This is a genomic window from Streptomyces sp. NPDC007808, assembly GCF_042868655.1.
Classification (GTDB): Bacteria; Actinomycetota; Actinomycetes; order Streptomycetales; family Streptomycetaceae; genus Streptomyces.
Genome location: NZ_JBIAEQ010000003.1, coordinates 494,099 through 518,919 on the forward strand (window position 1 = coordinate 494,099; position 24,821 = coordinate 518,919).

Consider the following 24,821-nt stretch of genomic DNA (forward strand, 5'->3'; position numbering starts at 1 on the left):
CCACGGGCTGTGACCTGGGATTTCCCGGAGGGCAGGGGGAGATCGGGCCGCCCGGGGCAGTCCCGCCCCCACGCCTCCTCCACCTCTGCGAGTAATTCCCTCGGTCCGCCCGAGCCGAGCTGACAGGATGGCCGGATGCCCACTTCGTACGACATCCCGGAAGTACTGGACCGTCGCGAAGGCCCTCACGGCGAGGTCGCGCTGCGGCGGCACGGCGAGTTGCTGCAGATCATCGCCAACGGCTGCTTCCTGATGGACACATCCGACGGGCGCTCGGAGCGGCTCCTCGTGGACGCGGCGCTCGGCGCGCTGGACGATCGCGCACGGCCGGCGGTGCTGATCGGAGGGCTCGGCGTCGGGTTCTCGCTCGCACACGCCGCGGCCGATCCCCGCCCCGGCCGCATCACCGTCGTGGAGCGCGAGCGCGCGATTATCGACTGGCATCTCGACGGACCGCTGTCCCACTTCTCCGCCGACGCCCTCGCCGACCCGCGCACCGAGATTGTGGAATCGGATCTGGTGGCGTACGTGCATGAGACTTCCGCCACGTATGACGCCCTGTGCCTCGACATCGACAACGGCCCCGACTGGACCGTCACGGAGGGCAACGACAGCCTGTACTCACCGGCCGGACTGGCCGCCTGCGCAGGCGCGTTGAGGCCGGGCGGGGTACTGGCCGTATGGTCCGCCCAGCCCTCTCCGGAATTCGAAGAAACCTTGCGTAATGCCGGATTCCAGCAGGTGCGTACCGAAGAGATCCCCGTTGCCCGGGGCGTTCCGGACGCCGTGCACCTCGCCGTCCGACCTGGATAGCCCTGGCGCGGTGACTCCCCGTACTCTGCTGCTCTGACGCGGATCATTCAAGCGTCAATCGCAAGCATGCGCAGGCATATGCAGTCACAGGAATCACCCCACGGATTCCGGAAAGCAACTTTGGGGCGGGCGATGGAGCAGACACACACCTCCCACAACGGCACGACGGCGACCCCTGGCGCACAGCGCCGGGTCCTCGTGGTCGAGGACGATCCGACCATCGTGGACGCCATCGCGGCCCGCCTGCGCGCCGAGGGGTTCCTCGTGCAGACCGCGGGTGACGGGCCGGCGGCCGTGGACACGGCGGAGGCCTGGCAGCCCGACCTGCTGATCCTCGACATCATGCTGCCCGGCTTCGACGGCCTGGAGGTCTGCCGCCGGGTCCAGGCCCAGCGGCCGGTGCCGGTACTGATGCTGACCGCGCGCGACGACGAGACGGACATGCTGGTCGGGCTCGGTGTCGGCGCGGACGACTACATGACGAAGCCGTTCTCGATGCGGGAACTGGCGGCCCGGGTGCACGTGCTGCTGCGCCGCGTCGAGCGGGCGGCCCTGGCGGCCACGACCCCGCGCTCCGGCATCCTGCGGCTCGGCGAGCTGGAGATCGACCACGCGCAGCGACGCGTGCGGGTGCGCAGTGAGGATGTTCACCTCACGCCCACCGAGTTCGACCTCCTGGTGTGCCTGGCGAACACCCCGCGCGCCGTCCTCTCCCGCGAGCAGCTGCTCGCCGAGGTGTGGGACTGGGCGGACGCCTCCGGCACCCGGACCGTCGACAGCCACATCAAGGCGCTGCGCCGGAAGATCGGGGCCGAGCGGATCCGCACCGTGCACGGCGTGGGCTACGCCCTGGAGACACCGACGCCATGAACGACGGGCCGGCCGCGCGGAGAGGCCCGGGGGAACCCTGGGCCGGCGTCAGTCCGTTCTCGATCAAGACCAAGCTCGGCGCGCTGGTCGTCATCTCGGTGCTGATCACGACAGGGCTGTCGATGATCGCCGTGCGCACCCAGACGGAGCTGCGCTTCATCACGGTCTTCTCGATGATCGCCACACTGCTCATCACGCAGTTCGTGGCCCATTCGCTCACCGCTCCCCTGGACGAGATGAACGCGGTGGCCCGCTCCATCTCGCACGGCGACTACACCCGCCGGGTGCGGGACAACCGCCGCGACGAGCTGGGCGATCTCGCCGAGACGATCAACCTCATGGCCGATGAGCTGGAAGCCCAGGACCAGCAGCGCAAGGAGCTGGTGGCGAACGTCTCGCACGAGCTGCGCACCCCCATCGCGGGCCTGCGAGCGGTTCTGGAGAACGTGGTCGACGGCATCGCCGAGGCCGACCCGGAAACCATGCGTACGGCACTGAAGCAGACCGAGCGGCTGGGCCGCCTGGTGGAGACGCTCCTGGACCTGTCCCGGCTGGACAACGGCGTCGTACCGCTGCGCACACGGCGTTTCGAGGTCTGGCCGTATCTCTCGGGCGTGCTGAAGGAGGCCAACATGGTCGCCTCCGCGCGCGGCGGCATGGCCTCGGGCTCGGGAAGCCACACCCGCACCGACGTCCATCTGCACCTGGACGTCTCCCCACCGGAGCTGACCGCGCACGCCGACCCCGAGCGCATCCACCAGGTCGTCGCCAACCTCATCGACAACGCGATCAAGCACAGCCCGCCGCACGGCCGCGTGACCGTCAAGGCACGGCGCGGGAACCACCCGGAGTCGCTGGTGCTGGAGGTCCTGGACGAGGGTCCGGGCATTCCGCGGTCGGACTGGCACCGGGTCTTCGAGCGGTTCAACCGCGGTGCCGTCAGCAGGCCGCACGGGCCGGGCAGTGACGGCGGTACGGGGCTGGGGCTGGCGATCGCGCGCTGGGCCGTCGATCTGCACGGCGGCCGGATCGGTGTGGCCGAATCCGAGCGGGGTTGCCGGATCCTGGTCACGCTCCCGGGGCAGCCTTCTTTGCCAAGTTGACGTAAAGTTCGAAGCGGAGCCACAAGATCCATGGGCGTCCGGACGGACGGACACGTGTGATCAGGCACAGGCCCGCACGGTCGCCGTGCCGAGGCCCGCCTCATCCTTCCCATTCGAAGCGGAACCACGCTTGTTTCCCGCCATTTCCGGGCCCGAAACACGGTTTCAGATGTGACTTACACGACGATGACCTTGCCCGGCCTGACCTTCCCGGCCATGGAGGCGTAGCCTTTATTCCCGCTGTCCATCACCTTGTGAAGCGGAAGAGGGCGGTTGCCGCCGTGTCGCCACAGTCCCCCAGTAACTCGAGCATCTCGACCGACGCCGACCAAGCGGGCAAGAACCCCGCTGCCGCGTTCGGTCCGAACGAGTGGCTCGTCGACGAGATCTATCAGCAGTACCTCCAGGACCCGAATTCCGTAGACCGCGCCTGGTGGGACTTCTTCGCCGACTACAAGCCCGGGGCGGCCGCCGCCTCGGCTCCGGCGGGTACCGCGGCCACGGGGGCCGCGGAGACCACCAGTACGGCTCCGGCCGCTCCGGCGACCCCGTCGGTACCCGCGCCGGCCCCGGCGGCTGCGAAGCCCGCGGCCGCCGCGCCCGCCGCTCCGGCCCCGGCCGCGGCGAAGCCCGCCGCCCCCGCTCCGGCCGCGAAGCCCGCTCAGCCGAAGAAGGCCGAGCCCGCCGCGGCCGCCGACGGTCCCGAGCACGTGACGCTGCGCGGCCCGGCCGCCGCGGTCGCGAAGAACATGAACGCCTCCCTGGAGCTGCCGACGGCCACGTCCGTGCGCGCGGTGCCGGTGAAGCTGCTCTTCGACAACCGCATCGTCATCAACAACCACCTCAAGCGCGCCCGGGGCGGGAAGATCTCCTTCACGCACCTGATCGGCTACGCGATGGTGCAGGCCATCAAGGCCATGCCGTCGATGAACTACGCGTTCGGCGAGAAGGACGGCAAGCCGACGCTGATCAAGCCGGCGCACGTCAACCTCGGCCTCGCCATCGACCTGGTCAAGCCCAACGGCGACCGCCAGCTGGTCGTCGCGGCGATCAAGAAGGCCGAGACGCTGAACTTCTTCGAGTTCTGGCAGGCCTACGAGGACATCGTCCGCCGCGCCCGCGACGGCAAGCTGACGATGGACGACTTCACCGGAGTCACGGTCTCGCTGACCAACCCCGGCGGTCTGGGCACGGTCCACTCGGTGCCGCGCCTGATGCCCGGCCAGTCGGTGATCATGGGCGTCGGCTCCATGGACTACCCGGCGGAGTTCCAGGGCACCTCCCAGGACACCCTGAACAAGCTCGGCATCTCGAAGGTCATGACGCTCACGTCGACCTACGACCACCGGGTCATCCAGGGCGCCGCCTCCGGCGAGTTCCTGCGCCAGGTCGCCAACCTCCTCCTCGGCGAGAACGGCTTCTACGACGACATCTTCGAGGCGCTGCGCATCCCCTACGAGCCGGTCCGCTGGCTCAAGGACATCGACGCCAGCCACGACGACGACGTCACCAAGGCCGCCCGCGTCTTCGAGCTGATCCACTCCTACCGGGTCCGCGGCCACGTCATGGCCGACACCGACCCGCTGGAGTACCAGCAGCGCAAGCACCCCGACCTGGACATCACCGAGCACGGGCTCACCCTGTGGGACCTGGAGCGCGAGTTCGCCGTCGGCGGTTTCGCCGGCAAGTCGATGATGAAGCTGCGCGACATCCTCGGCGTGCTGCGCGACTCGTACTGCCGCACCACCGGCATCGAGTTCATGCACATCCAGGACCCCAAGCAGCGCAAGTGGATCCAGGACCGCGTGGAGCGCCCGCACTCCAAGCCGGAGCGCGAGGAGCAGCTGCGCATCCTGCGCCGCCTGAACGCGGCGGAGGCCTTCGAGACCTTCCTGCAGACGAAGTACGTCGGCCAGAAGCGCTTCTCGCTGGAGGGCGGCGAGTCCGTCATCCCGCTGCTGGACGCGGTGCTGGACTCGGCCGCCGAGTCCCGTCTCGACGAGGTCGTCATCGGCATGGCCCACCGCGGCCGCCTGAACGTCCTCGCCAACATCGTCGGCAAGTCGTACGCCCAGATCTTCCGGGAGTTCGAGGGCAACCTCGACCCGAAGTCGATGCACGGCTCCGGTGACGTGAAGTACCACCTGGGCGCCGAGGGCACCTTCACGGGCCTGGACGGCGAGCAGATCCGGGTCTCGCTGGTCGCGAACCCCTCGCACCTCGAAGCCGTCGACCCCGTCCTGGAGGGCGTCGCCCGCGCCAAGCAGGACATCATCGGCAAGGGCGGCACGGACTTCACCGTCCTGCCGGTGGCGATCCACGGCGACGCGGCCTTCGCGGGCCAGGGCGTGGTGGCCGAGACTCTGAACATGTCGCAGCTGCGCGGCTACCGCACCGGCGGCACGGTCCACATCGTCATCAACAACCAGGTCGGCTTCACGGCGGCGCCGGAGTCCTCGCGCTCGTCGATGTACGCCACCGACGTGGCCCGCATGATCGAGGCCCCGATCTTCCACGTGAACGGCGACGACCCCGAGGCCGTCGTCCGCGTGGCGCGACTCGCCTTCGAGTTCCGCCAGGCGTTCAACAAGGACGTGGTGATCGACCTCATCTGCTACCGCCGCCGCGGTCACAACGAGTCGGACAACCCGGCCTTCACCCAGCCGCTGATGTACGACCTGATCGACAAGAAGCGCTCGGTGCGCAAGCTCTACACCGAGTCCCTCATCGGTCGCGGCGACATCACCCTGGAAGAGGCCGAGCAGGCGCTCCAGGACTACCAGGGCCAGCTGGAGAAGGTCTTCACGGAGGTCCGCGAGGCCACCTCGCAGCCGGCCGCCGCGGAGCCCTCGGACCCGCAGGCCGAGTTCCCGGTCGCCGTCAGCACGGCCGTCACCACGGAGACCGTCAAGCGGATCGCCGAGTCCCAGGTCAACATCCCCGACCACATCACCGTCCACCCGCGACTGCTGCCTCAGCTGCAGCGCCGGGCGTCGATGGTCGAGGACGGCACTATCGACTGGGGCATGGGCGAGACCCTGGCGATCGGCTCCCTGCTGCTGGAGGGCGTCCCGGTCCGCCTGGCGGGCCAGGACTCGCAGCGCGGTACGTTCGGCCAGCGTCACGCGGTCATCATCGACCGTGAGACGGGCGAGGAGTACACGCCGCTGCAGTACCTCTCCGAGGACCAGTCGCGCCTGAACGTCTACAACTCCCTCCTCTCCGAGTACGCGGCCATGGGCTTCGAGTACGGCTACTCGCTGGCCCGTCCCGAGGCGCTCGTGATGTGGGAGGCGCAGTTCGGCGACTTCGTCAACGGCGCCCAGACGGTCGTGGACGAGTTCATCTCGTCGGCCGAGCAGAAGTGGGCCCAGACCTCCGGCGTCGTGCTGCTCCTGCCGCACGGCTACGAGGGCCAGGGCCCGGACCACTCCTCGGCCCGTCCGGAGCGCTTCCTCCAGATGTGCGCCCAGAACAACATGACGGTCGCCATGCCGACGTCGCCGTCGAACTACTTCCACCTCCTGCGGTGGCAGGTGCACAACCCGCACCACAAGCCGCTGGTGGTCTTCACGCCGAAGTCGATGCTGCGCCTGAAGGCGGCGGCCGCGAAGGCGGAGGAGTTCACGACCGGCCAGTTCCAGCCGGTCATCGGTGACGCGACGGTCGAGCCGGCCGCGGTCAAGAAGGTCGTCTTCTGCGCCGGCAAGGTCTACTACGACCTTGAGGCCGAGCGGAAGAAGCGCGGCGTCACGGACACGGCGATCATCCGCATCGAGCGCCTGTACCCGCTGCCGGGTGCCGAGCTCCAGGCCGAGATCGCCAAGTACCCGAACGCCGAGAAGTACCTGTGGGCCCAGGAGGAGCCGGCGAACCAGGGTGCGTGGCCGTTCATCGCGCTGAACCTGATCGACCACCTGGACCTGGCCGTCGGTGCCGACGTCCCGCACGGCGAGCGCCTGCGCCGCATCTCGCGTCCGCACTCCTCGTCCCCGGCCGTGGGTTCCGCGAAGCGGCACCAGGCCGAGCAGGAGCAGCTGGTGCGCGAGGTGTTCGAGGCCTGACCGCCGAGCGCCGGTTGATCGACGGGTCGGCCCCATCGCCTCGGACGAGGTGGTGGGGCCGACCCGTTTCACTGCGCCCTCAGAAGAGCGAGTGCCCGAGCGGCGGGTCGTAGAGGACGGCGAGGCCGCGGGCCCAGGCGTGCGCCGGGTCGTCCTGGGCGACCCGCAGCAGCCGGACCCGTTCGAGGAGGTTCGCCGCCGTCCCGGCCGTGCGCACCAGCTCGGCGGCCCCGGCGTGGAACTCCGCACAGTCGCGGTGGTCGTCACCTCGCCGCCACAGCAGCAGTCCGTACCCGTTGCCCAGGGCCGCGTCCAGGGCGCCGATTCCCCTGCCGTCGCTCAGCGTTCCGCAGTGGATCGGCACGGTCGCCAGGGAGGCGAACAGCAGATCGGCGTGGTGGTCCCGGCCGGTGTCATGGGGGAGGGCCAGCGGCCGCAGCGGGCCCTTGCTGACGCCGGCCCAGCGGAATCTGCGCGGCGCCTCGCCGTCCTGATGAGGCAGGTCGTCCCGCTCGACGGCCACACTGACTCGGCAGCGCCGCCCCAACGGCCCGCGCGCGGTTCCCCATTCCTCGAACGGCTCGTCGGCGCTTTCGCCGCGTCTGCGGACCTTGTGCCGCGCACGCGCGCCCTGCGTGCGGAAACCAGCGGCGGTACGGCCGGGGTTCGGGGCCGCATAACCTGGAGGGGTAGGACCCGTGGCCCCAGGCCCAGCCCCAGGAGAGCATCCGTGTACTTCACCGACCGAGGCATCGAAGAACTGGAGAAGCGGCGCGGCGAGGAGGAGGTCACCTTCGAGTGGCTCGCCGAGCAGCTGCGCACCTTCGTCGACCTGAACCCGGACTTCGAGGTACCGGTGGAGCGCCTGGCGACCTGGCTGGCCCGGCTGGACGACGAGGACGACGACATCTAGGAGCCCGACGGCTCCCCGCGGGCCGTCGACGCGGGGTGCCCCGGTCGGCGGCCACCTCGTTCGGCGGCCACCTCGTGTGCGGCGCTCTTGTGGGGGCGCCCTCCGTGTGCGGGCGCTCTTGCGGGGCGCCCTCCGTGTGCGGGCGCTCTTGCGGGGCGCCCTCCGTGTGGGGAGCGCCGGTGTCGGGGCCTCGGCGTGCGGGGGCTGGGTGTCGCGCGGCCCGGCGGCACATGGCCTGACCTCACGCGGGTCCGGGGGCGCGGAGTGCCGTGACGCTTGACAAAGGGGCTTTGCCTGCGGGGTTACGCGTCCCGGGGGATGCCCACCCCGTTCCGCAGCTCACATGAGACCGGCCCCACGGGTCGTACGCCCGCCTTCGCGACCGTTCCCGTGCCGCCGGCGGGCGGGTACGGGGGACGTGCCGCCCGAAGGCGACGAACACCGCAATTGCGCGCCGGGAGCACCGCCGAGAACCCGGCCGCGTCAGCCCCCGCGGGAACCCACCCGCCCCTCAGTCCAGCGGCCGCACCGCCTCGTACGCCAGCCCCAGCAGCCCGTGCGCCAGCAGCACCGCGCCCGCCGCCACCCAGCCCGCGCTGCGACGCCGCAGGCCCCACACCGCGAGGGGCAGGCCGGCCGTGACCTGGGTCAGGGCGAGGGTGTGGGCTCCGGGGCCGCCCGCCCAGGGGAGCCAGGGGCCGAGGCGACCGCCCTCGACGGCGTCGAGTTCCGCGCGGAGCGCGTCGCGCCAGCCCGACGACTCGATCCGTACGTGCGGCCCGCCGCGGGCGGCCTCATGGAGGTTGTCGGCGCTTTCGCCGGGGGCGAGCCCCGCGGGCAGGGACATGCCCGCGCGTGTGAGGACGGCGATGAGGCCGCGCATACGGGCCCGCGCGTCGACCTCGGAGTCGGGGCGGGTCAGCCCGTCGAGGGACTGCATGTCCAGGACCGGATCGAGGCCCAGCCGGCCGGCGAAGGTGCGCATGGCCTCGTCCTCTCCCGCCGGGGTGCCGTCGGCGAGCCAGACGTAGCCGACGGGGCGCCGGAAGCCCGAGGCGAGGGTGAATCCGGCGCGGTCCGCGTCCCACCACAGGGCGAGGACGGGCCAGGGCGCGCTGACGGCGAGCGCGGTGGCCCAGCCGGTGAGGACGCGGTCGACCGGCTCGTCGCCCTCCAGCCAGGGCCTGCCCTCCGGGACGAGCACACTCCACTCCTCGCCGGCCGACGCGAGCAGCATGTGCTCGCGCAGCAGCTGGGCCGCGGCGGCGACGGACTCGGGCTCCGCGCGGCAGAGCAGCAGGGCCCCGGGCGCGGGGCGGGTCTGGCGAGCGGTCCGGTGCTCTTCCGTCGGCATGGCACCACGCTAGGCCGGTTTGTCCACCTGGCGTGATTTGTGATCACCAGAACGAGTGCCTTGACTTTCGGCGGCCGCGATATATCGTGTTTTTCATGAGACGCGATATGGCGCGTCGCGTCCCCAGATCCGGCCCGCCCGGCCGCGACCGGTCGCCCAGGAGGTCAGCACCATGTCCGAGTGGTCCGTAGCAGAGCCCAGGAAGCTCACCTTCGACGAGCCGGTGAGCGAACTCCACGTACGCATCGTCAACGGAAAGGTGAACGTGGTGGGGACGGACGAGGGTTCCGCCCGCCTGGAGATCTCCGACGTCGAGGGCCCGCCCCTGGTGGTGACCCAGGAGGGCGGCACACTGACGGTGGCGTACGAGGACCTGCCCTGGAAGGGCTTCCTCAAGTGGCTCGACCGCAAGGGCTGGCGCCGCAGCGCGGTGGTCTCCCTGGCGGTGCCGCCCACCACCCGGGTCGAGGTCGGTGTGGTCGGCGCCGGCGCGGTGGTCTCCGGGATCCGCGGCCCCTCCGTCGTCAAGGGCGTCACGGGCGACACGACACTCGTCGGGCTGTCCGGCCCGGTCCGCGCCGACACGGTCTCCGGGAACCTGGAGGCCCAGGCCGTCACCGGCGACCTCCGCTTCAACTCCGTCTCCGGTGACCTCACGGTCGTCGAGGGCTCCGGGTCCGCCGTGAAGGCCGATTCCGTGAGCGGCTCCATGATCGTCGACCTCGATCCGGAAGGCCCGACCGACGTCCGGCTGACCAGCGTCTCCGGCGAGATCGCCATCCGCCTGCCCGCCCCGGCGGACGCGGATGTCGAGGCCAACACGGCGAGCGGCACGATCTCCAACGCGTTCGAGGATCTCCGGGTCCACGGACAGTGGGGGGCCCACAAGGTCACCGGTCGCCTGGGCGCCGGCACCGGCAGGCTGCGGGCGACGACTGTCTCGGGCTCGATCGCACTGCTGCGCCGTCCGCCCGAGGAGGACGAGCCATGGGACGCGGAGGCCTGGGACGTGCCCGAGCCGCCGAGCGCGCCGCCCGCGGGCGTGACGACCGACCCGGTGGACAGCGCACAGGACGACTCGGGGGACAATTCCGTCTCCGGCCGGAGCGACGGTCCCACCGACGCCCCGACCGACGGCACGACCGACAAGAAGGTGCTCTGACATGCCTCCCGTCTTCGCTCACGGCCGCCTCCGCCTCTACCTGCTGAAGCTGCTGGACGAGGCCCCGCGCCACGGCTACGAGGTGATCCGCCTCCTCGAAGAGCGCTTCCAGGGGCTGTACGCACCGTCGGCCGGCACCGTCTACCCCCGCCTGGCCAAGCTGGAGGCCGAGGGTCTGGTCACCCACACCACCGAGGGCGGCCGCAAGGTCTACGCCATCACGGACTCCGGCCGGGCCGAACTGGCCGACCGAAGCGGCGAGTTGGCCGATCTGGAGCTGGAGATCAGGGAGTCGGTCGCCGAACTCGCCGCCGAGATACAGGCCGATGTGCGCGGCGCGGCGGGTGATCTGCGGCGCGAGATGCGGGCTGCGGCCTCCGAGGCCCGCCAGGGTTCCGGCGCCAAGGGGGAGCGCGCGTTCGGTGACTTCACGGAGTACACCGACAAGGAGGCGTGGCGCGCCGCGAAGGAGGAGATGCGCCGGGCCAAGCAGGAGTGGAAGGAGCAGGCCCGACGCGCCAAGGACGAGAGCCGCCGTGCCCGCGAGGAGGCACAGCGCGCCCGGCGCCAGGCCAAGGAGGCACAGGACCGCGCCCGGACCCAGGCCCAGGAGGAGGTGCAGCGCATCGCCCGCAGGGTCCAGGAGCACGTGCAGGACCACTTCGCGCGCGGTGACTGGCCGACGGGGGTCCGGGAGGGCCTGACGGAACTGGCCAAGGAGTTCGGTGAATTCGGGATGGACCTGGGCAAGGAGTTCGGCAGGGACTTCGGCTTCGGCCGCCCGGGCGAACCCAAGTCCGGGCACGAGCACCCCGATTACTCCGAGACACCGGAGGACTTCCCCGCCGAGTACGCACCCGCCTGGGCCCATGAGCCGCCCACCGACGACCCGGCCCGCGACCTGGACCGCCTGCTCGACCGCTTCCGCGACGACATCCGGGACGCGGCGAGGGACCACGGCGTGACGCCGGACCAGCTCCGTGACGCCCGGGGTCACTTGTCGACGGCGGCGGTGCACATCGGCGCACTCCTGCGCACCCCGAAACCGTGACCCGCCTCCGGGCGGTACGGCAGCCGTCCCGGCCGTACCGCCCGGAAGCCGAAGTCGGTCGCGGCGACCATGGCCCCCCCCCGGCCCGACCACGCCCCCGCCCGTCAGCCGGCCTTGGACTCCCCCTCCCCGTACAGCACCCGCGTGAGCGCCTCGTACGTCACCCCGTGATCGGCTAGCGCCTCGGCGGGGACACCGGGTCGCGCCGTCAGAGACAGCAGGATGTGCTCGTCCCCGATGTGCCGGTCCCGACGGGCCACGGCGATGCGCAGCGCCCGCTCAAGGACGTCCTTGGCGCCGCGACTGAACGACCGGTGCCCGGACCACCACCCCTTGTCCTTCCGGTCTCCGGACATGGCACCGACCCCGTGGACCTCCTCCACCCGGGCGACGATCTCCGTCACGTCGATCCCCAGCCCTGCCAGCGCCTCGGCCTCGGCCTGTGACAGTCCGGCCCGCCTTCGGGCCTCCCCCAGCGCCCGCCGCACCGACTCCAGCCACTCCCCGCCCCCGAGCGCGGCGAGCGCGAACGAGGCCCGGCTGCCTTCCCGGTCGAGCAGGGCGAGCAGCAGGTGCTCGGCGTCCACGGTTCGCGCCCCACCCCGCTCCGCCTGCTCGACGGCACCCGTGACCACCGCACGGGCATCCTTCGTGAACCGCTCGAACATCAACGCCTCCCGTACTTCTTGTGCACGGCCTGCCTGCTGACACCGAGTTCCGCGGCGATCTCCTGCCACGACCACCCCTGATTGCGCGCACTGCGCACCTGCACGGCCTCCAGCTGCTCCAGCAGCCGGCGCAACGCCGCGACGGCCCGCAGCCCGACGCGCGGATCGCGATCACCGGCGCGCTCGGCGAGATCTGTTGCTTCGGTCATGACGTCAACTTACGTTGACACGTCGAGCCACGTCAACCTTCATTGACAGAAAGGCAGGGCTACAGGGCGGCAGGCAGCGGGGGCCGGACAGCGGCCGGACGAACGAACGGCGGGCCCGGGGCACAAGCCCGGACCCGCCGCACACGCCGGAGGAGGGAAGTCAGTTGGTGAGCACGATCTTCCCGAACAGCTCGCCCGTCTCCATCCGCTCGAAGCCCTCACGGGCCCGGTCCAGGGGGAGCAGATCGTCGATCACGGGCCGCACACCCGTGGCGGCGCAGAAGGCGAGGAGATCCTCCAGCTCGTCCTTCGTCCCCATCGTGGAGCCGACGACCTTCAGTTCCAGGAAGAAGATCCGCGTGAGCTCGGCGTGCGAGGGCCGGTCGCCACTCGTGGCACCGGAGATGACCAGCGTGCCCCCGGGCTTGAGCGACTTCACCGAGTGCGACCAGGTCGCCGCGCCGACGGTCTCGATCACGGCGTCGACCCGTTCCGGCAGCCGCGCCCCCGACTCGACGGCCTCCACGGCGCCCAGCTCGACGGCGCGCTTGCGCTTGGCCTCGTCGCGGCTGGTGGCGAAGACACGCAGCCCCGCGGCCTTCCCGAGCACGATGGCGGCGGTGGCGACGCCACCCCCGGCCCCCTGCACGAGCACGGAGTCACCGGGCCGCACGCCGGCGTTGGTGAACAGCATGCGGTAGGCCGTCAGCCAGGCGGTCGGCAGACAGGCGGCCTCCGCGAAGGACAGCTCCTTGGGCTTGGGCAGGATGTTCCAGGTCGGCACCGCGACCTGCTCCGCGAACGTGCCCTGGTACCGCTCGGTGAGGATGGACCGGGGCTCCTTGGGCCCCACCCCGTGCCCGCTCTGACCGATCACGGAGTGCAGGACGACCTCGTTGCCGTCCTCGTCGACACCGGCGGCGTCACAGCCGAGGATCATCGGCAGCCGGTCCTCCGGGAGGCCGACGCCTCGCAGTGACCAGAGATCGTGGTGGTTGAGGGAGGCGGCCTTGACGTTGACCGTGCTCCAGCCGGGACGGGCCTCGGGGGCCGGGCGCTCCCCCGACTCCAGTCCGGAGAGCGGCTGGTCGCGGTCGATTCGGGCGGCGTAGACAGCGAACATGACCTTGACGATAGGGGCCCGCGGCGGCCGGCGGAACCGCGGCGCCTTGTGAGACACACCCTCTTGCCAGGGCGCCCGCCGGGCCTCCGCCGCGGCCCCACCGGGCCTTCGCTTGCGACCCCACCGGGCCTCCGCCGCGGCCCCGGTGGGCCTTCGTCGTGGGCCCGGAGTCCCCCGCACAGTCACCCGTACAAGGAAATGGCCCCGTCCACCCGGACGGGGCCATCCCTCACAAGCCGCACCGCCGCGTCAGCGCCGGGCGACGCCCTCCGCGCGAGCGGCGGCGGCCACGGCGGCGGTGACCGCGGGGGCCACCCGCTCGTCGAACGGCGACGGGATCACGTAGTCGGCGGCGAGATCGTCACCCACGACGCCCGCCAGCGCCTCAGCGGCGGCGATCTTCATGCCCTCGGTGATCCGGGACGCCCGCACCTGCAGCGCACCGGCGAAGATGCCCGGGAACGCCAGCACGTTGTTGATCTGGTTCGGGAAGTCCGACCGGCCGGTGGCCACCACGGCCGCGTACTTGTGCGCGACGTCGGGGTGCACCTCGGGGTTCGGGTTGGCCATCGCGAAGACGAACGCGCCCTCGGCCATGGAGGCGACCGCCTCCTCCGGCACCGTACCGCCGGAGACACCGATGAAGACGTCGGCGCCCGCCAGCGCCTTCTCCAGCGATCCGGTGATGCCCGCCTTGTTCGTGAAGCCGGCCAGCTCGCGCTTGACCGACGTCAGGTCCTCCCGGTCGGCCGACACGACGCCCTTGCGGTCGGCCACCGCGACGTCCCCGATCCCGGCCTCGACGAGCATCTTGGCGATGGCGACGCCGGCGGCCCCGGCACCCGAGATGACGGCCCGCAGATCACCGAGCCCCTTCCCGGTCAGCCGCGCGGCGTTGCGCAGGGCGGCCAGCGTCACGACGGCGGTGCCGTGCTGGTCGTCGTGGAAGACCGGGATGTCCAGCCGCTCCTGGAGCTGCTTCTCGATCTCGAAGCAGCGCGGCGCCGAGATGTCCTCCAGGTTCACACCGCCGAAGGACGGCGCGAGCCGCACCACGGTCTCGACGATCTCGTCGACGCCGGTGCAGTCCAGCGCGATCGGGACCGCGTCGACGCCACCGAACTGCTTGAACAGAATCGCCTTGCCCTCCATCACCGGGAGGGAGGCCTCGGGGCCGATGTCCCCGAGGCCCAGCACGGCCGTACCGTCGGTCACGACGGCGACGACGGACGACTTCCACGTGTAGTCGTTGACGAGCTCCGGCTGCTCGGCGATCGCGCTGCACACCTTCGCGACGCCGGGCGTGTACGCCAGGGACAGGTCGTCCTTGTCACGGACCGGCACGGTGGCCTGCACGGCCATCTTGCCGCCGCGGTGCAATGCGAAAGCCGGATCGAAGGAATCGAGGGGTTCGACCCCGCCGTCCTGATCGGTATTGCTGCCGCTGCGAGGATTGACGATCTCCGCTGCCACTTTGTATGACCCCTTAGGTGTTCATGGTTTGAGGGTGGGACCACTCCTGGTGAGAAGTGGGCGGGGACGCGTATGACCCTGATCGTTGATACGTACGACGTACGACGTACGGCCCATACGCGACGGGCGCGCCGCACACGCGCCCTGAGCCCCGGATGAGGGGTGTAAAGAACCTTCATACCGGACGGACGGCGCCGACGACGAGTCCCATTGGTGCAAGATCACATGACGGGCACGGAAACAACGGCAGGGACGACACGAATCGGACACGACCGGACGGCGACACCGCTGTGATTCGTGGCTAAATAAGCGGACAATCAACACCAGAAGCCGTAAAGAACCCGAACAACAGCAAAGGTTGCGCACGACTGAGCCACATGGCGTGATATGCCGAAGATCTTCCGGCCGGAAGCTCAGATTCCCGTAGAAGGTGCGGTCGTGATGTACCGACCTGAGGCATTTCGGGGGTCACCCGTTATCCGATTTTGACATGGCGGGCGCCCTGAATGGCTCAGTCCGAATGGCAAGATGCCGTAATCACACGAGGTCGCGACACTCGAAGGCGTGTGCTCTCGTCGACCCACGACAGCGCCGAGCCCATCGGTAGCTGTACGCCCCATCGGCAACTCCACCCATCCGCCGGAGGAACCCACCATGACCGCAAGCTCCACCCGCCGTACGTCCCCCGCGCGCTCCAGGGCAGCCGCGGTAGGTGCGATCGCGGTCGCAGGCGCCCTGCTGCTCACCGGCTGCGGCGACCAGACCAGCGGCAACGGCAACGAGGGCACCAAGGAGACGGGCAAGTCCAGCACGGCTCCGCTCTTCGACAAGCTGCCGAAGAAGATCCAGGACGCGGGCGTCATCAAGGCCGGCACGAACGCCGAGTACGCCCCGATGGAGTTCCAGGAGGGCGGCAAGATCGTCGGTGTCGACCCCGACATCGCCGCCGCGCTGGGTGAGAAGCTGGGTGTCGAGGTCCAGTTCACCTCCGGCTCCTTCGACGGCCTTATCACCGCCCTGAACTCCGGGCGCTACGACATGGCCATGTCCTCCATCACGGACAACAAGCAGCGCCAGGAGGGCCTGGACGACAAGGGCAAGAAGCTCGGCCCGGGCGTCGACTTCGTCGACTACTTCGTGGCCGGCACCGCCGTGTACGTCCAGAAGGGCAACCCGAAGAACATCAACTCGATCGAGGACCTCTGCGGCCAGACGGCCGCCGTGCAGCGCGGCACGACGTACGAGAAGGCGCTGCAGACCCAGTCGAAGGCCTGCGCGGACGACGGCAAGAAGAAGATCAACATCGAGTCGTTCGAGAACGACACCGAGGCCCAGACCCGTGTGAAGTCGGGCGGCGCGGTGGCCGGCGTCAACGACTACCCGGTGGCCGTGGACCTGGCCCGCAAGGCCGGTGGCGGCAACGACTTCGAGGTCGTCGGCGAGCAGGTCGACGCCGGTCCGTTCGGCATCGCGGTGAACAAGGACAACAAGGAGCTCACCGCGGCCCTCGAAGAGGCCGTCAACGCCATCATCGAGGACGGCACGTACAAGAAGATCCTGGAGAAGTGGGGCGCCGAGTCCGGTGCGATCGACAAGGCCGCGATCAACGGCGGCAAGTGACCGTCCCGAGCAAGACTGAAGGGCAGTCACAGTGACTGACAAGTTCGACAAGGAGCCGGCCGACGCGCAGCCGTCGGCCGCCGTCTCCAAGGGCGCGAGCCTTCCCCCCGAGGCGATCAAGGCCATTCCGGTACGGCACTACGGCCGGTGGGTCAGCGGTGTCGTCGTGCTGGCCCTGGTGGCGCTGCTCGTCAACGCCTTCGCCACCGCCGAGAAGATCCAGTGGAACGCGGTCGGCGACTACATCTTCGACTCCACGGTTCTCGCGGGCGCCGGCCGCACCCTGCTGATCAGCGTCCTCGCGATGATCATGGGCGTGGTGCTCGGCGTGATCCTGGCCGTGATGCGCCTGTCCAAGAACCCGGTGACGAGCTGGGTGGCCTGGGTCTACATCTGGTTCTTCCGCGGCACGCCGGTCTACGTCCAGCTGCTGCTGTGGTTCAACCTGGCGCTGATCTTCCCGATGCTGAATCTCGGTCCGATCTACAAGGACGAGATGGTCGACGTCATGACGCCGTTCATGGCCGCCCTGCTGGGCCTGGGCCTGAACGAGGCGGCGTACATGGCGGAGATCTGCCGCGCCGGTCTGATGGCCGTGGACGAGGGCCAGACCGAGGCTTCGCACGCGCTCGGCATGAGCCAGGGGAAGACGCTGCGCCGCATCGTGATCCCGCAGGCGATGCGGGTGATCGTGCCGCCCACGGGCAACGAGTTCATCAACATGCTGAAGACCTCGTCGCTGGTGTACGCGGTGACGTACAACGAACTGCTGCGCGCCACCTCCACGATCGGCTCCACGTCGTACGCCGTGATGGAGATGCTGTTCGTGGCGTGCATCTGGTACCTGGTCATGACCAGTGTGTTCAGCGTCTTCCAGTACTACCTGGAGCGCCATTACGCCCGCGGCTCGACCCGGAACCTGCCGCCCACGCCGTGGCAGAAGATCAAGGTCAACATGATGGCCTTCAGCCGCGAAAGGGGCAGTTCGGTATGACGGCCATGGTGAAGGCCGAGGGCGTCCACAAGTCCTTCGGCCCGGTACAGGTTCTCCAGGGCATCGACCTGGAGGTGCAGACCGGCGAGGTGTTCTGCCTCATCGGCCCCTCCGGCTCCGGCAAGTCGACGTTCCTTCGGTGCATCAACCACCTGGAGAAGATCAACGCCGGCCGGCTGTACGTCGACGGCGAGCTGGTCGGCTACCGCCAGAAGGGCGACAAGCTGTACGAGCTCAAGGACAGCGAGGTCGCGCGCCAGCGCCGGGACATCGGCATGGTGTTCCAGCGGTTCAACCTGTTCCCGCACATGACGGCGCTGGAGAACGTCATGGAGGCGCCGATCCAGGTCAAGGGCGTGAGCAAGGCCCAGGCCAGGGACCGGTCGCGGGAGCTGCTGGACCGGGTCGGCCTGGCCGACAAGGCCGGCAACTACCCCTCGCAGCTGTCCGGTGGCCAGCAGCAGCGGGTGGCCATCGCCCGTGCGCTGGCGATGGACCCGAAGCTGATGCTCTTCGACGAGCCGACCTCGGCCCTCGACCCGGAGCTGGTCGGTGACGTCCTCGACGTCATGCGCGACCTCGCCGAGTCCGGCATGACGATGGTGGTCGTCACCCACGAGATGGGCTTCGCCCGCGAGGTCGGTGACAGCCTGGTCTTCATGGACGGCGGCGTGGTCGTCGAGGCCGGCGACCCGCGCGAGGTCCTGACCAACCCGCAGCACGAGCGGACGCAGGCATTCCTGTCCAAGGTGCTCTGACGGTACGACCCGCAAGGGGCGGTACGGGATTCCCGTACCGCCCCTTCGTCCGTCGTCCCCGGCGCCGGCCTACCTCAGGGCGAGCAGCAAGGTGTCGGAAGGCGAGCACCACACCGGCCGCGCCTCCGCGAACCCCTTCTCGCGCAGCACGCGCGCGTGCCACTCGGCGGACGGCGCGTCGCCGTCGGCGTGTTCGCCGTAGATCTCGAAGCGGCGGGCCGTCGGCTCGGCGAGGACCGGGTCCTTGGCGGCCAGCTGCCACCACTCGGACCAGTCGAGGGCTCCGTCCGTCTTGGCCTGATCCATGCGGGCGTGGCGCTGGGCGCGCTCGGCCGCGTTGATCCGGGGCGTGGACTGGTCGATCATGTGGTCCGCGTTGAGGAAGACACCGCCGTCGCGTACGAGGTCCGCGATCCGGCCGTAGAGGTCCGCGAGGGGGTCACGGTGCAGCCAGTGCAGGGCCGTGGCGGTCAGGACGGCGTCGTAGGAGTCGTGGGGCAGCTTCGCCGGCCAGTCAGGGTCCTTGAGGTCGGCGGTGACGAAGGAGACCCGCGGGTCGCCCGCGAAGGAGCCCTCGGCGATGGCGAGCAGCGCCGGGTCGAGGTCGACGCCGGTACTGGTGGCCTCCGGGAACCGCGCGAGCAGCCGGGCCGTGATACTTCCCGTGCCGCACGCGAGATCAAGCACGCGGGGCGCGGGGCCGACGAGGGCCTCGACCATGTCGAGCATGATCCGGAAGCGTTCCTCGCGGTCGGGCATGTACCACTCCTGCTGCCGGTCCCAGCTCTCCTGCCAGGCGTGCCAGTCGGTACCGGTCGTGGTGGTGGACGTGTCCGTCATCGAGCCCCTCCATCGCGTGCGTCACGTAATACCCTGGAAGCACGATCAGCTGTTACCCCGACCGCACCCCGACGATAGAACGCCTCCGTAAGGACTACAAGTGGAACTGGCCTATTACTCGGACTACGCCGTACGACTCGTCAACAGCGAGGACCCGGCCCGGGGCAAGGACTCGCTGACTTCGGTCGAGGCCGTCCGCGACCTCTTCGGCGGCAACCAGTCGGCGGCCCGCCGTGCCACCGACGCCGACGTCACGCGCTTCCGCTCGGTCCGGGCCAGGCTGCGCTCGGTCTTCGAGGCGGCGGACCAGGGCGACGAGACCCTGGCCGTGGACCTGCTGAACGCCCTGCTGCTGGAGTTCCCGGTGAGCCCGCAGATCTCCGGCCACGACTTCCGGGACGACGACGGCCGCCCCCTGTGGCACATGCACCTCGCGGACCACCCCTCGAACGCGACCTCCGGGTACGCGGCCATCGCGGCGATGGGCCTGGCCTTCCACCTGACGGAGTACGGCGTCGACCGTCTGGGCCTGTGCGAGGCGGCCCCGTGCCGCAACGCCTACCTGGACACCTCCACCAACCGCTCCCGCCGCTACTGCTCGGACCGCTGCGCGACCCGCGCCAACGTGGCCGCCTACCGCGCCCGCAAGCGCCTGGAGGCGGACCGGTCGGCGAACACGGGCCGCACGGCCGACACCGCCCAGCGCGCCAGCGCGAACAGCGAGCGCTGACCGGGCTTGCGCGGCCGGTACCGCAGGCGCACCTTGCCGAGGATCAGCTCGTCGGGCACGACGCCGTAGTCGGTGCTGTCCCCGCCGGCGTACACGTTGTCCCCGAGCACCCACCAGCCGCCCTCACGCCGCTCCGCGGCCCGCTTGACGACGAGCAGGTCCTGCTGGAACGGGTGCCGCAGGATGACGACGTCACCGACCCTGATCCGGCCCCGGTGCACCACGACGAGCAGATCGCCGTGGTACAGCGTGGGCACCATCGACGGCCCGGTCACCTCGGCCCACCCGAAGGGCCGCCCCGCCCGCCCGTGCTCGGTCTCCTGCGACAGCTCCGGCATTCCCGGCACCTCCCCGGTACGGTCCTCCACCAGTCTCAGTCTGACCCTGGACTTTTGTCCTAAGCCCATGGGGGCACTCGCGAAAACCCGTCCCGCAGGGAGTAATGTCCCACCTGAGAAGACGATCACGAGGAAGGAACGCTCCATGCTTTCCCGCCTGTTTGCCCCCAAGGTCAAGGTCAGCGCGCACTGCGACCTGCCCTGCGGTGTGTACGACCCGGCCCAGGCCCGCATCGAGGCGGAGTCGGTGAAGGCCGTCCAGGAGAAGATGGCCGCCAACGACGACCCGCACTTCCAGGCGCGCGCCACCGTCATCAAGGAGCAGCGCGCCGAGCTGGCCAAGCACCATGTCTCGGTCCTCTGGAGCGACTACTTCAAGCCCCCGCACTTCGAGAAGTACCCGGAGCTGCACCAGCTGGTCAACGACGCCCTGAAGGCCCTGTCGGCCGCCAAGGCCTCCACCGACCCGGCGACCGGTCAGAAGGCGCTGGACTACATCGCCCAGATCGACAAGATCTTCTGGGAGACCAAGAAGGCCTGAACCAGGCGTTCGCATCGGTCTCGCGAGGGGCCCGGCCGGTTGTCCGGCTGGGCCCCTTCGACGTGTCCGGGCGAAGGCTCCCCGAGTCGCGACGGCTCCACGGGCTGAAGGTTGCCTGGAACGCCGGTGATTGTCTTCACGCCGTCGACGCTGGCCGCGGTCTGTCCCGTGCCGTAGGTTCTGGCATGTCCACCCCCGCGGCCGAGCTGCACGACGGGTGGGCGCAGGGGGGAAGGTGAGCACCACAGGATCCCGTCTCGGCCTGCGCGGCCGAGGCGCTCTTCGGTGTGTCTGCGGCAGCGGGCTAGTGGGGACCACAGCACCTGGCGGCCCGGCCCCCGCCGGATGAGTGCCGATCCCACGGGAGTACCCCCTGAGCCGCCGCCTGCCCCTGTGGCCGATCCCTCTGGTGTGGACGCTCGCCCTCGGCCTGTGGGGCCTGTCCCGGGAGCACAGCGTGTGGCGGGACGAGGCCGCCACCTGGCAGGTGGCCCGGCGACCCGTCGCCGACATATGGCACATGCTGGGGAACGTCGACGCCGTGCACGGGCTCTACTACCTGCTGATGCGCGGGCTCTTCGTGTGCTTCGGCCCCGGTACCACCACCCTGCGCCTGCCCTCGGTGCTGGCCATGGCGGTGGCGGCGGTCTGCGTGGCGGCCGTCGGCCGACGCCTGGCCGGGTACTGGGCGGGTCTGGCGGGCGGGCTGGCGTTCGGGCTGCTGCCGGCCGTGCAGTCCTACCTCCAGGAGGGCCGCCCGTACGCCCTGATAGCAGCGGGTGCCGGTGTCGCGACGCTGCTGCTGGTGACCGTTCTGCAGGGGCGTGGCCGGGCGGCGTACTGGGTCGCGTACGGCGGCACGGTGGCGGTGTGCGGGCTGTTGAACTGGCTGTCGCTGCTGATCCTGCCCGCGCATCTGGCGACCCTGCTGTGGACCCGGGCCCGGCGCCGGACGTGGGCGTGCTGGGCGGCGGCCTCGACCGGTGCCGTGGCGGCGGTGCTGCCGTTGATCCTGTTCAGCCGGCGTCAGTCCGCCCAGGTCTCGTGGATACCGCCACTGACCTGGCACATGCTGATCGGCCCGGCGATCCTGCTGGCGATCGGCGGTCTCGGTGCCCTCCTGGACCGGCCCCGGGCGGGCCGGCTGTCGATCGCCGCAGTCGGGCTGCCGCTGCTGGCGGTACCGCAGCTGGGCCTCATCGGTCTGTCCCTCGTGCAGCCGCTCTTCCTGGACCGGTACGTCCTTTTCAGCATGCTCGGTCTGGCCCTGCTGATCGGCGCGGCGCTGGGCACGGCGGTACGGGTGGCCGGGCCGCGTTTCCCGCGGGGCGCGCGGTGGATCGTCCCGGCCGTGGTCACCGTGGCCATGGCCGCGCTGTTGCCGCTGTCGCTGGCCAAGCGCTCGCCCGCGAGCCGGGTGGACGACGTCCTGGCGGTGGCGGCGGACGTGCGGCGGCTGAAGAAGACGGGGGACGCGGTGGTCTTCGTACCGGCGGCCCGGCGGGACACCGCCCTGGTCTCCCCGGGACACTTCGCCGGTCTGCGGGACGTGGCACTGGCGGAGAGTCCCGTGGCGTCCGGGACGCTGAAGGGCAAGGAGGCGGAGCCGGCCCGGATACGGGCCGCGATGCTGGCGCACCGGCGGATCCTGCTCGTCACCGACGTGCCCGAGGTGGCCCGGCCCCTGTCGAACAAGCGGGACGAGGTGAAGACCGCCGTGCTGAAGGAGCACTTCAGGGTGGTGGCCGACGAGCAGGCCCGGGGGCGGCGGGTGACGGTGTACGAGCGGATCTCGGGCGGCTGAGGACCGCCCCTCTCCCGACCTGCGGTGCGGGCTGTCCGGGACCGCCGTCAGTGGAACTGCGGCACGAGCACATGGATCCCGTACGCCACCACCGCCGCGCACGCCAGGAAGCACAGCCCGGCCTGTACGAGACCGGCGACGCGGGTGCCGCCGCCCTCCTCGCGCGCCTCCTCGGAGCGGGCCAGGCCCACCACGCCGAAGGCGAAGACGGCGACCACGGCCACCGTGACGGCCAGGCTCACCGCGGTGACCTGGCCGAGTGCACTCCAGTCGAGCTTCATGAGGGGGACTCCCTTCGCTCAGGCGGCGCGTTCACGCGGCCGTGCCGACCTTGGCCGGCTCCGCGCCGCGGATGGTGACCTCATGGGCGTCGTTGACGTTGTGCGCGGACACCGGGTTGCGGCGGGAGACGAGCACGATGCCGGTGGCCAGGGCCGCGCCCACCAGAGCGACGACGGCCGTACCGAGGTCGCCTCCGTGTTTGACCACGCTCGCCGAGACACCGCCGATCAGTGCCGCGGCGGGCAGGGTGACCAGCCAGGCCACGACCATGCGGCCGGCCACGCCCCAGCGGACCTCCCCCAGACGACAGCCGAGGCCCGCGCCCAGGATGCTGCCGGAGGCGACCTGGGTGGTGGACAGGGCGAAGCCCAGGTGGGCCGAGGTGAGGATCACCGTCGTGGAGGCGGTCTCGGCGGCGAAGCCCTGCGGGGACCGGATCTCCGTCAGGCCCTTGCCCATGGTGCGGATGATCCGCCAGCCCCCGAGGTAGGTGCCCAGACCGATGGCCAGGCCGGCCGAGGCGACGACCCAGAAGGGCGGGCCCGCGTCGGGGTCCAGTGCGCCCGCGGAGATCAGGGTCAGGGTGATGACGCCCATTGTCTTCTGCGCGTCGTTGGTGCCGTGCGCGAGCGAGACGAGCGAGGCCGAGGCGATCTGCCCCAGGCGGAAGCCGTTGGTGACGGTCTGTTCACGGGCGCGGGAGGTGAGCTTGTACGCCAGGTACGTCGCCAGCAGTGCCGCGACGCCCGCCACGACCGGCGAGACCACCGCCGGGATCAGCACCTTCTCGACGACCTTGCCGAAGTGCACGCCGTGCGCCCCCGCACCGGCCCAGACGGCCCCGATCAGCCCGCCGAACAGCGCGTGCGACGAACTGGACGGCAGCCCGACCAGCCAGGTGAGCAGATTCCACAGGATCGCCCCGACCAGACCGGCGAAGATCATGCCCGGGGTGACGAGCGCGTCCTGAACGATGCCACCGGAGATCGTCCTGGCGACCTCGGTGGACAGGAAGGCGCCGACGACGTTCAGGACGCCGCTGATCAGGACGGCCGTCCGGGGACTCAGGGCCTGAGTGGCGATGGAGGTGGCCATCGCGTTCGCCGTGTCGTGGAATCCGTTGGTGAAGTCGAAGGCGAGGGCCGTCGCGATGACGACCACCACCAGGAAGGTGATGTGGTCCATTCCCCCATGCAAACAAGTGTGGGTCCAGATCCGGGGAACCGACGGCAGAGCGTGTCCGAGGACCTGGCGCGCGGGCGGTGTGACTCCGGCAGGGCCGCTCCCGCCCGCACGCCCGGCCTCCGGCCCGGCCTGCGACCCGGCCTCCGATCTACGATCGCCCCATGAGCATCCGCTGGACCTACGCCTTCGTCGACCGCCCCAGCGCGTCGTTCGGCCTCGCGCACGCCTTCTGGACCTCGGTCACGGACACCCGGCTGTCCGAATTCCGGGGTGATCAGGGGGAGTTCGTGACCCTGCTGCCGAGCGACGGGGCCGACGCCTGCGTCAAGGCCCAGGCCGTGGGCTCGGGCGCCGGGGGCGCGCATCCGGACTTCGCCGTGGACGACGTGGCGGCCTTCGTGCGTTCGGCGCTGCGGCTGGGGGCGGACGTCGCCGCCGAGCACGAGGGGTGGGCCGTGCTGCGGTCGCCCGCCGGGCAGTTGTTCTGCGCGGTGCCCTGGCACGGCGAGTCGGTGCGCCCACCCGTGGTGCGCGGCAGCCGGCTCGACCAGATCTGCCTCGATGTGCCGCCGTCGGCGTACGACACCGAAGTCACCTTCTGGACCGGACTGTTGGACGGCTGGCGGTCGGCGGCCGGCTCGCTCCCCGAGTTCCATGTGCTCGCGCCGTCGCCCGGGCTGCCGATCCGCGTGCTGCTCCAGCGGCTCGGTCAGGAGCGCCCCGCCTCCGCCCATCTGGACTTCGCCTGCGCGGACATCGCGGCGACCCGTGCCCGGCACGAGGAGCTGGGCGCGAGTTTCGTCGCCCAGGGCTCCCACTGGACGGTGCTGCGGGACCCGGCGGGCGGCGTGTACTGCCTGACGGGACGTGACCCGGAAACGGGCGGACGGCCCGCCGCCGGGGCGTCCTGAGGAATCACCGGCCGC

24 protein-coding genes are annotated in these 24,821 nt (G+C 70.6%); 14 read left to right on the forward strand and 10 right to left on the reverse strand.

Annotated elements, in window-relative coordinates:
* Positions 1–135: 135 nt before the first annotated feature.
* From ACFYNL_RS13970 to ACFYNL_RS13985, 4 genes are all read left to right on the forward strand, one after another.
* A complete protein-coding gene (locus tag ACFYNL_RS13970; protein ID WP_388801745.1) occupies positions 136–813 on the forward strand; it encodes a spermidine synthase in 678 nt (225 codons plus the stop codon).
* Between the two features lie 132 nt (positions 814–945).
* On the forward strand, positions 946–1,683 hold the full coding sequence (locus ACFYNL_RS13975) for a response regulator transcription factor (RefSeq protein ID WP_062706191.1): 738 nt from the start codon (positions 946–948) through the stop codon (positions 1,681–1,683).
* Positions 1,680–2,786: a sensor histidine kinase gene (locus ACFYNL_RS13980; RefSeq protein ID WP_388801748.1), complete on the forward strand. Its 1,107-nt coding sequence runs from the start codon at positions 1,680–1,682 to the stop codon at positions 2,784–2,786. The genes ACFYNL_RS13975 and ACFYNL_RS13980 overlap by 4 nt, the downstream gene beginning before the upstream one ends.
* A gap of 281 nt (positions 2,787–3,067) precedes the next feature.
* On the forward strand, positions 3,068–6,850 hold the full coding sequence (locus ACFYNL_RS13985) for a multifunctional oxoglutarate decarboxylase/oxoglutarate dehydrogenase thiamine pyrophosphate-binding subunit/dihydrolipoyllysine-residue succinyltransferase subunit (protein WP_388801751.1): 3,783 nt from the start codon (positions 3,068–3,070) through the stop codon (positions 6,848–6,850).
* A gap of 79 nt (positions 6,851–6,929) precedes the next feature.
* Here ACFYNL_RS13985 and ACFYNL_RS13990 read toward each other — a convergent pair whose 3' ends face one another.
* Positions 6,930–7,397: a hypothetical protein gene (locus tag ACFYNL_RS13990; RefSeq protein WP_388801754.1), complete on the reverse strand. Its 468-nt coding sequence runs from the start codon at positions 7,395–7,397 to the stop codon at positions 6,930–6,932.
* Between the two features lie 183 nt (positions 7,398–7,580).
* Here ACFYNL_RS13990 and ACFYNL_RS13995 point away from each other — a divergent pair, with 183 nt between their 5' ends.
* Positions 7,581–7,763, forward strand: coding sequence for a DUF6104 family protein (locus tag ACFYNL_RS13995; RefSeq protein WP_388801758.1), 183 nt, complete (start codon positions 7,581–7,583; stop codon positions 7,761–7,763).
* 511 nt (positions 7,764–8,274) lie between these two features.
* On the opposite strand, the gene ACFYNL_RS14000 is transcribed toward ACFYNL_RS13995, so the two are convergent.
* Positions 8,275–9,117 carry a hypothetical protein gene (locus ACFYNL_RS14000; protein ID WP_388801760.1) on the reverse strand — a complete coding sequence of 281 codons (843 nt, stop codon included), beginning with the start codon at positions 9,115–9,117 and terminating at the stop codon, positions 8,275–8,277.
* 172 nt (positions 9,118–9,289) lie between these two features.
* Here ACFYNL_RS14000 and ACFYNL_RS14005 point away from each other — a divergent pair, with 172 nt between their 5' ends.
* Positions 9,290–10,279 (forward strand): DUF4097 domain-containing protein, encoded by a 990-nt coding sequence (locus ACFYNL_RS14005; RefSeq protein ID WP_388801763.1) that lies wholly within the window; start codon positions 9,290–9,292, stop codon positions 10,277–10,279.
* A gap of 1 nt (position 10,280) precedes the next feature.
* Positions 10,281–11,330 carry a helix-turn-helix transcriptional regulator gene (locus ACFYNL_RS14010; protein WP_388801766.1) on the forward strand — a complete coding sequence of 350 codons (1,050 nt, stop codon included), beginning with the start codon at positions 10,281–10,283 and terminating at the stop codon, positions 11,328–11,330.
* Positions 11,331–11,434: 104 nt separating this feature from the next.
* Here the strand turns inward: ACFYNL_RS14010 and ACFYNL_RS14015 are convergent, their stop codons facing one another.
* From ACFYNL_RS14015 to ACFYNL_RS14030, 4 genes are all read right to left on the reverse strand, one after another.
* Complete coding sequence (locus ACFYNL_RS14015; RefSeq protein ID WP_388801769.1) at positions 11,435–11,998, reverse strand: Clp protease N-terminal domain-containing protein; 564 nt, start codon at positions 11,996–11,998, stop codon at positions 11,435–11,437.
* Positions 11,998–12,207: a helix-turn-helix domain-containing protein gene (locus ACFYNL_RS14020; RefSeq protein WP_003997975.1), complete on the reverse strand. Its 210-nt coding sequence runs from the start codon at positions 12,205–12,207 to the stop codon at positions 11,998–12,000. Before ACFYNL_RS14020 ends, ACFYNL_RS14015 begins: the two co-directional genes overlap by 1 nt.
* A gap of 160 nt (positions 12,208–12,367) precedes the next feature.
* Entirely contained in the window at positions 12,368–13,330 is a 963-nt protein-coding gene (locus ACFYNL_RS14025) for a zinc-binding dehydrogenase (protein ID WP_388801772.1), read from the reverse strand.
* A 249-nt stretch (positions 13,331–13,579) separates the two neighbouring features.
* Positions 13,580–14,803, reverse strand: a complete 1,224-nt coding sequence (locus ACFYNL_RS14030; RefSeq protein ID WP_388801775.1) for an NADP-dependent malic enzyme — start codon at positions 14,801–14,803, stop codon at positions 13,580–13,582.
* Between the two features lie 654 nt (positions 14,804–15,457).
* On the opposite strand from ACFYNL_RS14030, the gene ACFYNL_RS14035 reads away from it, so the two are divergent.
* The 3 genes from ACFYNL_RS14035 to ACFYNL_RS14045 are packed head-to-tail and all read left to right on the forward strand — an operon-like array spanning position 15,458 to position 18,175.
* Positions 15,458–16,423, forward strand: coding sequence for an ABC transporter substrate-binding protein (locus tag ACFYNL_RS14035; RefSeq protein ID WP_388801777.1), 966 nt, complete (start codon positions 15,458–15,460; stop codon positions 16,421–16,423).
* Between the two features lie 31 nt (positions 16,424–16,454).
* The gene (locus ACFYNL_RS14040) at positions 16,455–17,417 is read left to right on the forward strand and encodes an amino acid ABC transporter permease (RefSeq protein ID WP_388801780.1); all 963 of its coding nucleotides are present in this window, start codon (positions 16,455–16,457) and stop codon (positions 17,415–17,417) included.
* Positions 17,414–18,175: an amino acid ABC transporter ATP-binding protein gene (locus ACFYNL_RS14045; protein WP_388801783.1), complete on the forward strand. Its 762-nt coding sequence runs from the start codon at positions 17,414–17,416 to the stop codon at positions 18,173–18,175. The genes ACFYNL_RS14040 and ACFYNL_RS14045 overlap by 4 nt, the downstream gene beginning before the upstream one ends.
* A 69-nt stretch (positions 18,176–18,244) precedes the next feature.
* On the opposite strand, the gene ACFYNL_RS14050 is transcribed toward ACFYNL_RS14045, so the two are convergent.
* On the reverse strand, positions 18,245–19,015 hold the full coding sequence (locus ACFYNL_RS14050) for a class I SAM-dependent methyltransferase (protein ID WP_388801786.1): 771 nt from the start codon (positions 19,013–19,015) through the stop codon (positions 18,245–18,247).
* Positions 19,016–19,115: 100 nt separating this feature from the next.
* On the opposite strand from ACFYNL_RS14050, the gene ACFYNL_RS14055 reads away from it, so the two are divergent.
* Entirely contained in the window at positions 19,116–19,745 is a 630-nt protein-coding gene (locus ACFYNL_RS14055; protein ID WP_388801789.1) for a CGNR zinc finger domain-containing protein, read from the forward strand.
* Here the strand turns inward: ACFYNL_RS14055 and sodX are convergent.
* Positions 19,649–20,083, reverse strand: a complete 435-nt coding sequence (gene sodX / locus ACFYNL_RS14060) for a nickel-type superoxide dismutase maturation protease (RefSeq protein WP_388802708.1) — start codon at positions 20,081–20,083, stop codon at positions 19,649–19,651. The two genes, ACFYNL_RS14055 and sodX, sit on opposite strands and share 97 nt — an antisense overlap.
* A 145-nt stretch (positions 20,084–20,228) precedes the next feature.
* Here sodX and sodN point away from each other — a divergent pair, with 145 nt between their 5' ends.
* Together sodN and ACFYNL_RS14070 are read left to right on the forward strand one after the other, a co-directional pair.
* Positions 20,229–20,624 (forward strand): superoxide dismutase, Ni, encoded by a 396-nt coding sequence (gene sodN / locus ACFYNL_RS14065; protein WP_020123534.1) that lies wholly within the window; start codon positions 20,229–20,231, stop codon positions 20,622–20,624.
* Positions 20,625–20,973: 349 nt separating this feature from the next.
* The gene (locus ACFYNL_RS14070) at positions 20,974–22,428 is read left to right on the forward strand and encodes a glycosyltransferase family 39 protein (RefSeq protein WP_388801792.1); all 1,455 of its coding nucleotides are present in this window, start codon (positions 20,974–20,976) and stop codon (positions 22,426–22,428) included.
* A gap of 47 nt (positions 22,429–22,475) precedes the next feature.
* On the opposite strand, the gene ACFYNL_RS14075 is transcribed toward ACFYNL_RS14070, so the two are convergent.
* On the reverse strand, positions 22,476–22,709 hold the full coding sequence (locus tag ACFYNL_RS14075; RefSeq protein ID WP_388801795.1) for a hypothetical protein: 234 nt from the start codon (positions 22,707–22,709) through the stop codon (positions 22,476–22,478).
* A gap of 31 nt (positions 22,710–22,740) precedes the next feature.
* Positions 22,741–23,895 (reverse strand): anion permease, encoded by a 1,155-nt coding sequence (locus ACFYNL_RS14080; RefSeq protein ID WP_388801798.1) that lies wholly within the window; start codon positions 23,893–23,895, stop codon positions 22,741–22,743.
* Between the two features lie 161 nt (positions 23,896–24,056).
* Between ACFYNL_RS14080 and ACFYNL_RS14085 the strand changes: the two genes are divergently transcribed.
* Positions 24,057–24,806, forward strand: coding sequence for a VOC family protein (locus ACFYNL_RS14085; protein ID WP_388801800.1), 750 nt, complete (start codon positions 24,057–24,059; stop codon positions 24,804–24,806).
* Positions 24,807–24,821: the final 15 nt, after the last annotated feature.

Bases quoted from the DNA above. Each gene is read 5' to 3' on its own strand.
- ACFYNL_RS13970 (WP_388801745.1), top strand. From the start codon at position 136: ATGCCCACTTCGTACGACATCCCGGAAGTACTGGACCGTCGCGAAGGC.
- ACFYNL_RS13975 (WP_062706191.1), top strand. From the start codon at position 946: ATGGAGCAGACACACACCTCCCACAACGGCACGACGGCGACCCCTGGC.
- ACFYNL_RS13980 (WP_388801748.1), top strand. From the start codon at position 1,680: ATGAACGACGGGCCGGCCGCGCGGAGAGGCCCGGGGGAACCCTGGGCC.
- ACFYNL_RS14000 (WP_388801760.1), bottom strand. From the start codon at position 9,117: ATGCCGACGGAAGAGCACCGGACCGCTCGCCAGACCCGCCCCGCGCCC.
- ACFYNL_RS14005 (WP_388801763.1), top strand. From the start codon at position 9,290: ATGTCCGAGTGGTCCGTAGCAGAGCCCAGGAAGCTCACCTTCGACGAG.
- ACFYNL_RS14010 (WP_388801766.1), top strand. From the start codon at position 10,281: ATGCCTCCCGTCTTCGCTCACGGCCGCCTCCGCCTCTACCTGCTGAAG.
- ACFYNL_RS14015 (WP_388801769.1), bottom strand. From the start codon at position 11,998: ATGTTCGAGCGGTTCACGAAGGATGCCCGTGCGGTGGTCACGGGTGCC.
- ACFYNL_RS14020 (WP_003997975.1), bottom strand. From the start codon at position 12,207: ATGACCGAAGCAACAGATCTCGCCGAGCGCGCCGGTGATCGCGATCCG.
- ACFYNL_RS14025 (WP_388801772.1), bottom strand. From the start codon at position 13,330: ATGTTCGCTGTCTACGCCGCCCGAATCGACCGCGACCAGCCGCTCTCC.
- ACFYNL_RS14035 (WP_388801777.1), top strand. From the start codon at position 15,458: ATGACCGCAAGCTCCACCCGCCGTACGTCCCCCGCGCGCTCCAGGGCA.
- ACFYNL_RS14045 (WP_388801783.1), top strand. From the start codon at position 17,414: ATGACGGCCATGGTGAAGGCCGAGGGCGTCCACAAGTCCTTCGGCCCG.
- ACFYNL_RS14050 (WP_388801786.1), bottom strand. From the start codon at position 19,015: ATGACGGACACGTCCACCACCACGACCGGTACCGACTGGCACGCCTGG.
- sodX (WP_388802708.1), bottom strand. From the start codon at position 20,083: ATGCCGGAGCTGTCGCAGGAGACCGAGCACGGGCGGGCGGGGCGGCCC.
- sodN (WP_020123534.1), top strand. From the start codon at position 20,229: ATGCTTTCCCGCCTGTTTGCCCCCAAGGTCAAGGTCAGCGCGCACTGC.
- ACFYNL_RS14075 (WP_388801795.1), bottom strand. From the start codon at position 22,709: ATGAAGCTCGACTGGAGTGCACTCGGCCAGGTCACCGCGGTGAGCCTG.
- ACFYNL_RS14080 (WP_388801798.1), bottom strand. From the start codon at position 23,895: ATGGACCACATCACCTTCCTGGTGGTGGTCGTCATCGCGACGGCCCTC.
- ACFYNL_RS14085 (WP_388801800.1), top strand. From the start codon at position 24,057: ATGAGCATCCGCTGGACCTACGCCTTCGTCGACCGCCCCAGCGCGTCG.